Here is a 12,071-nt window from a genome sequence, read left to right as displayed (position 1 = left end):
CGAGCTCGTCAGTCCGCCTGCAGGGTGGCCGGATCGGGGCCGAGCCGGCGGCCGACATCGAGTTCGGCGATCCGCGCCAGGTCGGATCCGTCGAGCGCGAAGTCGAAGATCGCCGCGTTCTCGGCGATGCGCGAAGGCGTGACCGACTTGGGGAACACCACCAGGCCCAGTTGCACGTGCCAGCGCAGGATCACCTGGGCGGGCGTCTTGCCGTGCTTGCCGGCGATCTCGCGCAGGCGGGCATCGCCGAGCAGCTCGCCGCCCTGGGCGAGCGGGCTCCACGATTCGGTGGCGATGCCGTGCGCGGCGTCGTAGGCGCGCAGTTCCTTCTGCTGGAACAGCGGGTGCAGTTCGATCTGGTTGACCGCCGGCACGACGCCGGTGGCCTCGACGATGCGGTCGATGTCCTGCGGGCGGAAGTTGGAAACGCCGATCGAGCGCGCCTTGCCGTCCTCGCGCGCGCGGACCAGCGCCTTCCAGGTATCGACGAACTTGCCGTCGGCGGGGCAGGGCCAGTGGATCAGGTACAGGTCCACGTAGTCCAGCGCGAGCTTGCGCAGGCTGGCGTCGAGCGCCTTCAGCGCGCGGTCGTAGCCCTGGTCGGCGTTCCACAGCTTGGTGGTGATGAACAGTTCGCCGCGCGGCAGGCCGGATGCGGCGACGGCCTGGCCGACGCCTTCCTCGTTGCGGTAGATCGCGGCCGTGTCGACGTGGCGGTAACCCAGTTCGAAGGCCGTGCCGACCACGCGGGCGGTCTCTTCGGCGGGCGTCTGCCAGACGCCCAGGCCCAATTGCGGGATCGAGCGGCCATCGTTAAGGGGCACGGAGGGAATCGTGGACATGGAGGCTCCCGGGGCAAAGCGTTGATGGTAGACGCAACCGCGGCGATGCTCCGCGAAACGCTGGGTTGCGAGGGGGCAACGCCGCGCGGCTTGTGCCGACTTCCGCGTCGTGTTGGGCGGAAAATGCGCAAAACCTCGCGCTGACATCGTTGTCACACAACTGCAAGCACGCCTGCGAACAATTGCGCGCCGCCATCGCCCGGCGGTGCTGGCATCCCCCTTCGCCTCGCCCGGCGGACCGTTCCGCCGTGGCCATTTTCGTCCGGTATTCCCCCATGCCCCATTCGATCCATTTCCAGAGCCGCCTTTCGCGTGCCGTCGTCGCCGCGCTGCTCGGCGTCGCGCCGGTGGTCCACGCGCAAGCGCAGGATGCCGCACAGGACGCGGAAACGTCCGCCACGCCATCCTCCGCCAAGACCCTGGACAAGGTCACCGTCGCCGCCACCCGCTACAACGCCACCGACATGCAGATGGCCGCGGACAACACCGCCAGCGTGCTGTCGGCCGACGACCTGAAGTACACCGCCGTGCACAACATCGCCGAGGCGCTCGGCCTGATGCCCGGCGTCAGCGTGATCAACACCGGGCAGTCCTACTTCGGCGGCATCGATGGCGCCGCGCGCGGCGAAGGCATGTTCGCCTCGGTGCGCGGCCTCAACGCCGAGTACAACGTCAACCTGATCGACGGCGTCAACGTCGCGCAGGGCATGCCGTACAGCCGCAGCGTGCAGTTGAGCCTGCTGCCGCCGTCCGGACTGCAGACGATCGTGCTCAACAAGACCTCGACCGCGGCGATGGACGGCGATGCGATCGGCGGCACCATCGATTACCGCACCCCGACCGCGTTCGACTACGGCGAGGCGCAGGGCGGCAGCGTCACCGCCAGCGGCCGCCTGGAAAGCCGCGCCCGCGACTACGACCAGGACGGCCTGGGCGGCGGCCTGGCCGGGGAGTACCACTTCCGCTTCGGCGAGGACAACCAGTTCGGCTTCTACGCCAGCGCGTACTACGACGAGCGCAGCTACGTGAACAGCGAGGTCGCCGGCGCCACCACCGCCAGCAACGACGGGTCCTGGGAGTTCGCGCGCACCAACGCCAAGGGCGCGCTGGCCGACGGCTACGATCCGCAGCAGTCGCTGATGGGCACCGGCCTCAACGTCGGCTATTCCGAAGGCACCACGCGCCGCCACGGCGGCAACGCCTCGTTCGACTGGCGCGTCGACCCGACCTTGCACCTGTATGCGCGCGCCACCTACGCCTACGCCAAGACCGAGCAGAACACCGGCTACTCGCAGCTGATCCCTGGCGACGTGAGCTACGTCGCCACCGGCACCGACGGCGTGTACCAGCCGCGGATCGGCAACTACTCGGTGCGCTACTGGTACGAGACCAACCCGGAGGTGGCCGACCTGGCCACGTTCCAGGTCGGCGCCGACAAGCAGGCGGGCAACTGGACGTTCTCGCCGAACGTGTTCTACAGCTTCGGCGACAACGACCGCCCCGACCACATCGAGATCTCCGCGCGCACCAACCAGTATTCCGACGGCGCCAATCCCCGCTACGGCGCCAACCAGTTCCTGGGCTACGACAGCGACGGTTTCCCGGTCCCGCTGCTCACGCCGGAAATGCGCCAGCGCCTCAACGACATCGGCGGCCTGTATGCGCGCCGCACCGGCCAGCTGACCAAGGAGTACAGCGGCCAGGACAAGGGCGGCGCCAAGTTCGACGTGCGCTACGACTTCGAGCAGGGCGCGCTGCAGAACGTGCAGTTCGGGGCGAAGTACGTGGACAGCTCGCGCACCTTCACCAGCCGCGACTGGACGACCGCCAAGTACACCGACGGCACCCTGCTGCGCGACACCGGCCTGGTCACCGGCGAGTACGACGCGGTGTACCCGGGCAAGTACGACTGGAGCACGGTCAAGCTCAGCAATTCCGGGCTGAAGAACCTGATCGCGCGGAACCTCACCGCCGATAGCTTCGATACCTGCGGCAGCCTGTACGTCAACAACTACAACTGCAACACGATGCGCGGCACCGAGGCGGTGTCCTCGGCCTACGTGATGGCGAACCTGCGCTTCGGCGACCTGGAGATCATCCCCGGCCTGCGCTACGAGCACACCTCGATCCGCAACACCTTCTGGGTGATGCCGGAGGACGCCGACGGCAACGAAGTCGCCGGCCACTTCGACAACAACCGCACGCGCTACAACGAACTGCTGCCGAGCGTGTTCCTGAACTGGCGCCCGAGCGACCGCAGCGTCTACCGCGCGTCGGCGTGGACCAGCTACACGCGCCCGGCATTCGTGCAGCTCGGCGGCGGCGTGTCTTCCGACGTTTCCGAAGACGGCGTGACCACCATCACCGAGGGCAATCCGAACCTGAAGCCGATCAAGTCGGTCAACCTCGACATGTCCGGCGAATGGCAGAACGATGCCGGCGGCCACGCGATGCTCGCGGTCTACTACAAGCACCTGAGCGACTACATCTACGAGAGCGGTTCGAACGCGGCCAACGCCGGCGACTTCCAGGGCGACGGCGGCGTCATCCACAGGCGCCCGCAGAACGGCGGCGACGGCGAGGTGTACGGGCTGGAGGCCGCGCTGCGCCAGCGCTTCCAGGGCTTGCCGCCGCTGCTGGACGGCCTGGGCGTGAGCCTCAACGCCACCCGCCAGAAGACCCATGTCGATCTCGGCATGGAAGGCTTCCACGACGAGCGCATCCAGAACGCGCCGGACCTGATGGCCAATGCCGAGCTGTTCTACGAGCACGGCCCGTTGTCGGTGAACCTGATCTACCACTACTCCGGCGAGTTCATCTCGGCCTACGACTACCTGCGCCAGGGCGCGAAGTGGGACGACCTGTGGGTCAAGCCGAGTTCGCGCCTCGACCTGCACGTCGGCTACGCCTTCGGCGAACGCTGGCGCGCGGACCTGTCGGTGGCCAACCTGACCAAGCGCGTGAGCTACTGGGCGCATGTCGGCCACAACAGCACGGCGCTGTCGGACATCGTGGATTCCGGCATGACCAGCCTGCTGACGGTCAAATATGCCTTCTGAGGAAAGGCGCCCGGACCGTCGCCGCCGCGTCCATGGCGCGCTCGCGCTGCTGCTGGCCTGCCTCGCACCGCTGCCGGCGTGGGGCAGGCCCGCGCCCCCGGATTGGCGACTGGAGCGCATCGTGCTGGTGGCCCGGCACGGCGTGCGCGCGCCGTTGGACGGCGAGGCCGCCGCGGCGCGCTACGCCGACGCGCCCTGGCCGCACTGGGACACGCCGGCCAGCCTGCTGACCCCGCACGGTCGCGAGGCGGTGCGCCTGAGCGGCGCCTACCTGCGGCAATGGCTGCGGCAGGCAGGCACGCTGCCGCACGAGGGTTGCCCGGCCGCGGGCGCCGTCGAGATGTGGGCCAATACCGACGCGCGCACCATCGACAGCGGGCAGCTGCTGGCGGATGCGCTGGCACCGGGATGCGGGCTCGTCGCCGGCCATCGCGCGCCGGGCAGCGACGATCCGCTGTTCCGTCCGGTCGAGGCCGGCGCGGTCGCTTTCGACGCACGCGCGGCGGTCGCTTCGATCCAGCGCGAGAATGGCGGGCCGGCCGCGCTGGCGGCCGCGCACCGCGAAGAGCTGGCGGCGATGCAGGCCTTGCTGGGCTGCGGGCCGCGCTGCGATTTCGCGGCGATGCCGTCGTCGCTGGCACCGTCGGCGAACGGGCGCGGGCTGTCGTTGAAGGGGCCGGTCGACCTCACGTCGGGTACCGGCGAGGTGTTCCTGCTGCAGTACGCCGAGGGCCTGCCGCTCGACCAGGTGGCCTGGGGGCGTGCCACGCCGGCGCGGCTCGAGGCGGTCTCGCGCCTGCACGCGCTGCTGTTCGATGTCCACGCGCGTCCGCGCTACATGGCCTCGCGCGCCGGCGCGCCGCTGGCGCGCGAGGTCCTGGCGCGGCTGGGCGAGGGCGATGCGCCGACGGTGTCGCTGTTCGTCGGCAGCGATACGCACATCGCCGCGCTGGCCAGCCTGCTGGGCGTGCATTTCCACCTGCCGGGCTATGGCGCGGACGATCCGCCGCCGGGCGGGATGCTGGCGCTGGAGCGCTGGCGCGACGGCACCAGCGGAGCGCGCTACGTGCGCGTGGAGTACCTGGCGCAGTCGCTGGACCAGCTGCGCGAACTGCGGCGGCTGGACCTGGCGCATCCGCCGTTGCGGCAGGCGCTGGCGCCGGCGGTGTGCGGAAAGGCGGCGACATCGATGGGGTGCCCGCTGAAGGCATTCGTCACCCAGCTGCGCGCAGCCGCGCAACCTGCATCGCCATAGCGGCATCGCTAAACTCTTGTAGGAAAGCCGCTCTTGCGGGAGCGGTTTCAGCCGCGATGGGTTTTCCCGGTAACGCTCCCCCAAAAGCGGCGCCTGCAGGGCATTGCGATTTCAGATCGCCGCGACCGGCGCCTCCGGCATCGAGGTCAGCAGTTCGCGGTGGCGCTGTTCCATCTCCTGGCGCAGCTGCCGGCGGATCTGCGCGGCGGCGTGGCGGCGCCTCTCGTCGGCGTTCTGCGGCTCCAGCGGCGGCACCGGCGTGGGCTTGCCCTCGTCGTCGACCGCGACCATGGTGAAGAAGCAGCTGTTGGCGTGGCGCACGCTCTGCTTGCGGATGTCCTCGGCCACCACCTTGATGCCGACTTCCATCGACGAAGTGCCGGTGTAGTTGACCGATGCCAGGAAGGTGACCAGTTCGCCCACCGCGATCGGCTCGCGGAACATCACCTGGTCCACCGAGAGCGTCACCACGTAGCGGCCGGCGTAGCGGCTGGCGCAGGCGTAGGCGACCTGGTCGAGCAGGCGCAGGATCGCGCCGCCGTGGACCTTGCCGGAGAAGTTGGCCATCTCCGGCGACATCAGCACGGTCATGGACAGCTGGTGGGACTTGAGCTCGGACATCGGGGCGTGCGCCGCTGGAGGTGAGGGCCGCAGGCTAACCGAGTGCTCGCCCCGGTCGCCAGCGCCGGCGTGGACGGCCTCGTCCGGCACGGGTAACCGCACCCGGCGCGCGCCGGCCCAAAAAGAAAGGCCGCCTGGAGGCGGCCTTCCTTCGACCGGCGCGCGGCCGGACCGGCTTACTTCAGCTTGGCGTCGGCGCGCAGCGCCTCGGCCTTGTCGGTCTTCTCCCACGAGAACGCGGTGGCAGTGACGGTCTCGCCGGCGCCGTTGACGTAGGTGAACTCCTTCGGCTTGCGACCGAAGTGGCCGTACGAGGCGGTCGGCTGGTACATCGGGTGGATCAGGTCGAGCATCTTGATGATGCCGTACGGGCGCAGGTCGAAATGCTTGCGGATCAGCTTCTCGATCTTGTCGTCCGGGATCTTGCCGGTGCCGAAGGTGGTCACCGAGATCGAGGTCGGCTCGGCCACGCCGATCGCGTAGGACACCTGCACCTCGCAGCGGTCGGCCAGGCCGGCGGCCACGACGTTCTTGGCGACGTAGCGCGCGGCGTAGGCGGCCGAGCGGTCGACCTTGGACGGGTCCTTGCCCGAGAACGCGCCGCCGCCGTGGCGGGCCCAGCCGCCGTAGGTGTCGACGATGATCTTGCGCCCGGTCAGGCCGCAGTCGCCCACCGGGCCGCCGATCACGAACTTGCCGGTCGGGTTGATGTGGAACTTGGTGCCCTTGTGCAGCCACTTGGCCGGCAGCACCGGCTTGAGGATCTCCTCGCGCACGGCCTCGATCAGGTCCTTCTGCTTCACGCCCGGGTCGTGCTGGGTGGACAGCACCACGGCGTCGATCGCGGTCGCCACGCCGTCCTCGTAGCGCAGGGTGACCTGCGACTTGGCGTCCGGGCGCAGCCACGGCAGCGGCGAGTTCTTCTTCTTGCGGATCTTGGCCTGCTGCTCGACCAGGCGGTGCGACAGGTGGATCGCGGCCGGCATGAAGCTGTCGGTCTCGTTGGTGGCGTAGCCGAACATCAGGCCCTGGTCGCCGGCGCCCTGTTCCTCGGGCTTCTTGCGGTCCACGCCCTGGTTGATGTCCGGGGACTGCTTGCCGATCAGGTTGAGCACGCCGCAGGTGGCGCCGTCGAAGCCGACGTCGCTGGAGTCGTAGCCGATATCCAGGATCACCTTGCGGGTCAGCGCCTCCAGGTCGATCCAGGCCGAGGTGGTGATCTCGCCGGCGACGATGGCCACGCCGGTCTTCACCAGCGTCTCGCAGGCCACGCGGGCGCGGGCGTCCTGGGCCAGGATGGCATCCAGCACCGCATCGGAGATCTGGTCGGCGATCTTGTCCGGATGGCCTTCGGAGACCGATTCGGAAGTGAACAGGTAGCTGGACATCAGCCTATATCCCTTGATTCGGATGAAAAGATGGGCGCGCATGATACACGCGCCGGGGCGGTCGTGCATTGTGCCGTGCCCGAGGTTGCACCGGGGTTAAGTCCGCCGGGCGCCGCGAGGCGGGACGCCGGCGCCGTCACGGAACTGCCTTGCCGCTGCAACATGACCGTCGCCACCGCTCCGGAGCATGGGCGCAACGGGGAATGGAGATGCCGCGATGGCGACACTGCTTGAGCAGACCCTGCAGCAACGGTATCCGGGCTTGTTCAACGGGCGCAGGGCGAAACTGGTGAGGCCGCTGCTGCGCGGCTTCGGGCGCTGGTCGGGCCTGGGACAGGCCGAGCGCTTCCTGGCCGACCGGCCCGAACTGCGCGGGCTGGATTTCGTGCGTGCCGCGCTGGACTTCCTGAGGACCACTTGCGAAGTGCCGGCGGCGGACCTGCAGCGCATCCCGCGCCAGGGCCGGGTGCTGGTGCTGGCCAACCACCCCTCCGGCGCGCGCGACGCGCTGGCGCTGCTGGAAACCATCGGCCGCGTGCGCCGCGACGTGTGCATCGTCGCCAACGACTGGCTGGAAGTGATCGAACCGCTGCGCGAGCTGCTGCTGCCGGTGCGCATCCTCGGCGGCCAGCCCTCGCGGACCAGCCTGCTGGCGGTGGAAGAGGCGCTGCGCCAGGAGCGCTGCGTGATCGTGTTCCCGGCCGGCGAGGTCTCGCGGCTGGGCTGGCGCGGCGTGCAGGACGGGCGCTGGCGGCGCGGCGTGCTGCATTTCGCCCGCCGCACCGGCGCACCGGTGCTGCCGGTCTGTGTGCAGGCGCGCAATTCCGCGCTGTTCTACGGGGCCTCGGCGGTGTTCAAGCCGGCCGGCACCGCGCTGCTGGCGCGCGAGACGCTGGCGCGCCGGCGCCCGCAGCGCGTGCGGCTGCACATCGGCGAGCCGCGCCGCCTGCCCGAGGACGGCAGCGACGACCAGCGCGAGCTGCACGCGCTGCGCCGCGAACTGTATGCGCTGGGCCGCCTGGCCGGCGGCTGCCGCGCCGAACCGCTGGCCGAGGCGCTGCCGCCTGGGCAGGTGCTGGAGGGCATCGCAGGGCTGGAGCTGCTCGGCCACACCCTCGACGGCAAGGAGGTGCGCTACGGCAGGCTGGCCGCGGAGGCGCCGCTGCTGCTGGAGATCGGCCGGCTGCGCGAACTGACCTTCCGCGAGGTGGGCGAGGGCACCGGCCTGTCGCGCGACCTCGATCGCTACGACGCCTGGTACGAGCACATCGTGCTGTGGGACGGCGCTGCCGGCCGCATCGTCGGCGCCTACCGGGTCGCGCGCTGCGCCGGCCTGCTCGCGCAGCGGGGCCTGGCCGGGCTGTACACCGCCAGCCTGTTCGACTACGACGAGGCGATGGTGCCGCGGCTGGCGCAGGCGCTGGAACTGGGCCGCAGCTTCGTGGTGCCCGACTATTGGGGCAGCCGCAGCATCGACTACCTCTGGCAGGGCATCGGCGCCTACCTGCGCCGGCACCCGCGCCTCCGCTACCTGGTCGGGGCGGTCTCGATCAGCGCCGCGCTGCCGCCGGCGGCGCGCGCGCAGATCGTCGCGTACTACCGCCACTACCACGGCGATGCCGGCGAGGGCGCCGCCGCCAAGCGCCCGTTCGCGCCCGACATCCCCGAGGCGCTGTTCGCCGAACTGGACGCGGCCACCGCGTTCCGCGTGCTCAAGGACAACCTCGACGCGCTCGGCGCGGCGGTGCCGATGCTCTACAAGCAGTACGTGGAACTGTGCGAGCCCGGCGGCGCGCGCTTCCTCGCCTTCGGCGTGGATCCCGATTTCAACGACGCGGTGGACGGCCTGATCGAGGTCGACCTGCACCGGCTCAAGCCGAAGAAGCGCGAGCGCTACCTGGGTACCCGCCACGAAGAGGAGGCCGTCGCATGAACGTCCTGACGCTGGAGCCCGCGCGCCGCGCGGTGTTCGTTTCCGACCTGCACCTCGGCTCCCGCCATTGCCATGCCGCGCAGATCGCCGATTTCCTCGGCCGCCTGCGCTGCCGCACGCTCTACCTGGTCGGCGACGTCGTCGACCTGTGGTGGATGTCGCAGCGCCGCGCGCACTGGGATGCGGCGCACCAGCGCGTGGCCGACGCGCTGCATGCGCTGGCGCGGGCCGGCACCGAGATCATCTACGTGCCGGGCAACCACGACCGTGCGATCCGCCGCTTCTGCGGCCTGGCGCTGCCGATGACGCAGGTGCGCCGCCGCGCCATCCACGTCACCGCGGACGGCCGCCGCCTGCTGGTCACGCACGGCGACGACTACGACGCGCAGACCCATTTCGGCGGCCTGCAGGAAAAGCTCGGCGACTGGCTCTATTACCGCATCCTCACCGGCAACAAGCTCACCAACCACATCCGCCACCGGCTCGGCCTGCGCTACTGGTCGCTGGCCGAATACCTCAAGCGCCAGAGCGGCGCGGCCGAGCGCTACATCGCCCGCTTCGTCGACGCCGGCCTGGCCGATGCGCGCCGGCGCGGCCTGGACGGCATCGTCTGCGGCCACATCCACCGCGCCGCGCTGCTGGAACGCGACGGCCTGATCTACGCCAACGACGGCGATTGGGTGGAAAGCCTGACCGCGCTGTGCGAGAACCCCGACGGCACGCTGCAACTGGTCACCCATACCGGCCAGGTCCTGAAGGAAATCGCGCCGCGGGCCCGGGCCGGCGCCGGGCAAGCCTGGCCGCGGGTGGCCTGAAGTAATCCATCCAGCCGGGCAGGGCGCCATTTCCATCCGTGGATTGCCTGCATTTTTGTGTGAATTAATTGGATTTTTATTGAATCGTTCCCTGGGTGGAACGATCCATTGCCGGATTGCCCCCTAGGCGTCTTCGCAAGCCTCCCTATCCTCTTGGCCAGCCGGATGCGCCTGTCGCGCATCCCCCAATCCCCCAAGAGGATGCAAGCGATGACCAACAAGGCGCTCGAAGCGATCAGCAAACGCCGCACCCAGTACGCGCTCGGCAGGCAGCTGCCGATCGGCCAGGAAGAAACCGCCACCCTCATCAAGGAGGCGATCCGCCAGGCGCCGTCCTCGTTCAACTCGCAGAGCTCGCGCGCGGTGATCCTGTTCGGCGCGCAGAGCGTGAAGTTCTGGGAGCTGGTGAAGGACGCGCTGCGCAAGATCGTGCCGGCCGACAGCTTCGCCCAGACCGAGCAGAAACTGGACGGCTTCGCCGCGGGCGCCGGCACCGTGCTGTTCTTCGAGGACCAGGACGTGGTCAAGGGCCTGCAGGAGCAGTTCACCCTGTACGCCGACAACTTCCCGATCTGGTCCGAGCACTCCACCGGCATGGCCCAGCTCGCGGTCTGGACCACGCTCGCCGATGCCGGCATCGGCGCCAGCCTGCAGCACTACAACCCGATCGTGGACGAGGCCGTGCGCAAGGAGTGGAACGTGCCGGCGTCGTGGAAGCTGCGCGCGCAGATGCCGTTCGGCTCCAACGAGGCGCCGATCGGCGATAAGAGCTTCATCGAGGACGAGAAGCGCTTCATCGTCGCGGCCTGAGGCCGATGCGGCCGGGGCGGTGCGAAGCGCGCGCCCCGGCCACCTCCGGCGCCGACCACGGCAGGGCCAGGGCCACCCGGGCGCCGGACCCGAACGGGGCGTACGCCGCGGCTACGCGGCGGCCGACAGCACGTCGCCGGCGATCAGCCGGTCGAAGTAGCCGGCGGTCAAGCGCAGCTGTTCCTCGGCGGTTTCCGCGCGGTTGACCACCGCGCGGAACGCGCCGCTCTCCGGATGATCCTTCGCGTACCAACCCAGGTGCTTGCGCGCGATGCGCACGCCCTGCAGTTCGCCGTAGAAGGCATGCAGTTCGCGCAGGTGCCCGAGCAGGATCTCGCGCACCTCCGGCAACGGCGGCGGCGGCAGTTCCTCGCCGGTGGCGAGGTAATGGGCGACCTGGCCGAAGATCCACGGCCGGCCCTGGGCGGCGCGGCCGATCATCACCGCGTCCGCGCCGGTCTGGCGCAGCACCTGTTCGGCCTTGCGCGGCGAGTCGATGTCGCCGTTGGCCACCACCGGGATCGACAGCTGGGCCTTGATCGCGGCGATGGTCTCGTACTCGGCCTGGCCGGTGTAGTGCTGGTCGCGGGTGCGCCCATGCACCGCCAGCGCGGCGATGCCGCTCTGCTCGGCGATGCGCGCGATCGCCGGTCCGTTGCGATGGTCGCAGTCCCAGCCGGTGCGGATCTTCAGCGTCACCGGCACCTGCACGGCGCCGACGACGGCTTCCAGGATCCGCGCCACCAGCGCCTCGTCGCGCATCAGGGCCGAGCCGGCCCAGGCGTTGCAGACCTTCTTGGCGGGGCAGCCCATGTTGATGTCGATGATCTGGGCACCATGGTCGACGTTGTAGCGCGCGGCCTCGGCGAGCTGCCGCGGTTCGGTGCCGGCGATCTGCACGCTGATCGGGTCGGGTTCGCCGGCGTGGTCCATGCGCGTGCGCGACTTGCGGGTGTTCCAGAAGCGCGGGTCGCTGGTCGTCATCTCCGACACGGCCAGGCCGGCGCCGAGCCGTTTGCACAGTTGGCGGAACGGTTTGTCGGTGACGCCGGCCATGGGGGCCAGGATCACCTTGGGTTCGATCGGGTAGGGGCCTATGCGCATGGGGCGCATTGTACTGGGAGTGTCGTGGCGGAGCTTTTTTCCTTCTCTCTTCGGCGTTCAGGCGCGAAGTCTTCCCTTCTCCCTCCGGGGTGAAGGCGTGTTGCTTGCGAACCATGGGTTCGCATACGTCTGAACGCCTGGCGCGCTGCGCCAGGCCGGGGCGCGAAGCGAGGTGCCCCGCAGGGGCGGATGAGGGTACGGGCGAAGCCTCGTGATCTCCATTGCTGTCATTCCCGCGAAGGCG

General features: G+C 69.7%; 9 protein-coding genes. 5 read left to right on the top strand and 4 right to left on the bottom strand.

Features of this window, described 5'->3' with window-relative positions; all coding sequences use genetic code 11:
* Positions 1-8: 8 nt before the first annotated feature.
* On the bottom strand, positions 9-842 hold the full coding sequence (locus FD678_RS12755) for an aldo/keto reductase (protein ID WP_140723943.1): 834 nt from the start codon (positions 840-842) through the stop codon (positions 9-11).
* Positions 843-1,117: 275 nt separating this feature from the next.
* Here FD678_RS12755 and FD678_RS12750 point away from each other — a divergent pair, with 275 nt between their 5' ends.
* The gene (locus FD678_RS12750; RefSeq protein ID WP_140723940.1) at positions 1,118-3,901 is read left to right on the top strand and encodes a TonB-dependent receptor; all 2,784 of its coding nucleotides are present in this window, start codon (positions 1,118-1,120) and stop codon (positions 3,899-3,901) included.
* A complete protein-coding gene (locus FD678_RS12745) occupies positions 3,891-5,156 on the top strand; it encodes a histidine-type phosphatase (protein WP_140723937.1) in 1,266 nt (421 codons plus the stop codon). The genes FD678_RS12750 and FD678_RS12745 overlap by 11 nt, the downstream gene beginning before the upstream one ends.
* Before the next feature lie 111 nt (positions 5,157-5,267).
* On the opposite strand, the gene FD678_RS12740 is transcribed toward FD678_RS12745, so the two are convergent.
* Together FD678_RS12740 and metK are read right to left on the bottom strand one after the other, a co-directional pair.
* On the bottom strand, positions 5,268-5,777 hold the full coding sequence (locus FD678_RS12740; protein ID WP_140723934.1) for an acyl-CoA thioesterase: 510 nt from the start codon (positions 5,775-5,777) through the stop codon (positions 5,268-5,270).
* A 176-nt stretch (positions 5,778-5,953) separates the two neighbouring features.
* Complete coding sequence (gene metK, locus FD678_RS12735) at positions 5,954-7,165, bottom strand: methionine adenosyltransferase (protein WP_140723931.1); 1,212 nt, start codon at positions 7,163-7,165, stop codon at positions 5,954-5,956.
* Positions 7,166-7,382: 217 nt separating this feature from the next.
* Between metK and FD678_RS12730 the strand changes: the two genes are divergently transcribed.
* From FD678_RS12730 to FD678_RS12720, 3 genes are all read left to right on the top strand, one after another.
* Positions 7,383-9,098 carry a lysophospholipid acyltransferase family protein gene (locus FD678_RS12730; RefSeq protein WP_177497770.1) on the top strand — a complete coding sequence of 572 codons (1,716 nt, stop codon included), beginning with the start codon at positions 7,383-7,385 and terminating at the stop codon, positions 9,096-9,098.
* Positions 9,095-9,913, top strand: a complete 819-nt coding sequence (locus FD678_RS12725) for a UDP-2,3-diacylglucosamine diphosphatase (RefSeq protein WP_140723928.1) — start codon at positions 9,095-9,097, stop codon at positions 9,911-9,913. Before FD678_RS12730 ends, FD678_RS12725 begins: the two co-directional genes overlap by 4 nt.
* Before the next feature lie 210 nt (positions 9,914-10,123).
* Positions 10,124-10,723, top strand: coding sequence for a nitroreductase family protein (locus FD678_RS12720; protein ID WP_140723924.1), 600 nt, complete (start codon positions 10,124-10,126; stop codon positions 10,721-10,723).
* Between the two features lie 111 nt (positions 10,724-10,834).
* Here the strand turns inward: FD678_RS12720 and dusB are convergent, their stop codons facing one another.
* Positions 10,835-11,836 (bottom strand): tRNA dihydrouridine synthase DusB, encoded by a 1,002-nt coding sequence (dusB, locus tag FD678_RS12715; RefSeq protein WP_218569679.1) that lies wholly within the window; start codon positions 11,834-11,836, stop codon positions 10,835-10,837.
* Positions 11,837-12,071 lie beyond the last annotated feature (235 nt).

The sequence above is a fragment of the Pseudomonas sp. Hp2 genome (assembly GCF_006386585.1).
Taxonomy (GTDB): Bacteria; Pseudomonadota; Gammaproteobacteria; order Xanthomonadales; family Xanthomonadaceae; genus Pseudomonas_S; species Pseudomonas_S boreopolis.
Note: the sequence above shows the minus strand (reverse complement) of the source record. Positions and strands in the feature narration are given on the sequence as shown.

Coding starts and splice junctions, on each gene's coding strand:
- FD678_RS12755 (WP_140723943.1), bottom strand. CDS start 842: ATGTCCACGATTCCCTCCGTGCCCCTTAACGATGGCCGCTCGATCCCG.
- FD678_RS12750 (WP_140723940.1), top strand. CDS start 1,118: ATGCCCCATTCGATCCATTTCCAGAGCCGCCTTTCGCGTGCCGTCGTC.
- FD678_RS12745 (WP_140723937.1), top strand. CDS start 3,891: ATGCCTTCTGAGGAAAGGCGCCCGGACCGTCGCCGCCGCGTCCATGGC.
- FD678_RS12740 (WP_140723934.1), bottom strand. CDS start 5,777: ATGTCCGAGCTCAAGTCCCACCAGCTGTCCATGACCGTGCTGATGTCG.
- metK (WP_140723931.1), bottom strand. CDS start 7,165: ATGTCCAGCTACCTGTTCACTTCCGAATCGGTCTCCGAAGGCCATCCG.
- FD678_RS12730 (WP_177497770.1), top strand. CDS start 7,383: ATGGCGACACTGCTTGAGCAGACCCTGCAGCAACGGTATCCGGGCTTG.
- FD678_RS12725 (WP_140723928.1), top strand. CDS start 9,095: ATGAACGTCCTGACGCTGGAGCCCGCGCGCCGCGCGGTGTTCGTTTCC.
- FD678_RS12720 (WP_140723924.1), top strand. CDS start 10,124: ATGACCAACAAGGCGCTCGAAGCGATCAGCAAACGCCGCACCCAGTAC.
- dusB (WP_218569679.1), bottom strand. CDS start 11,836: ATGCGCCCCATGCGCATAGGCCCCTACCCGATCGAACCCAAGGTGATC.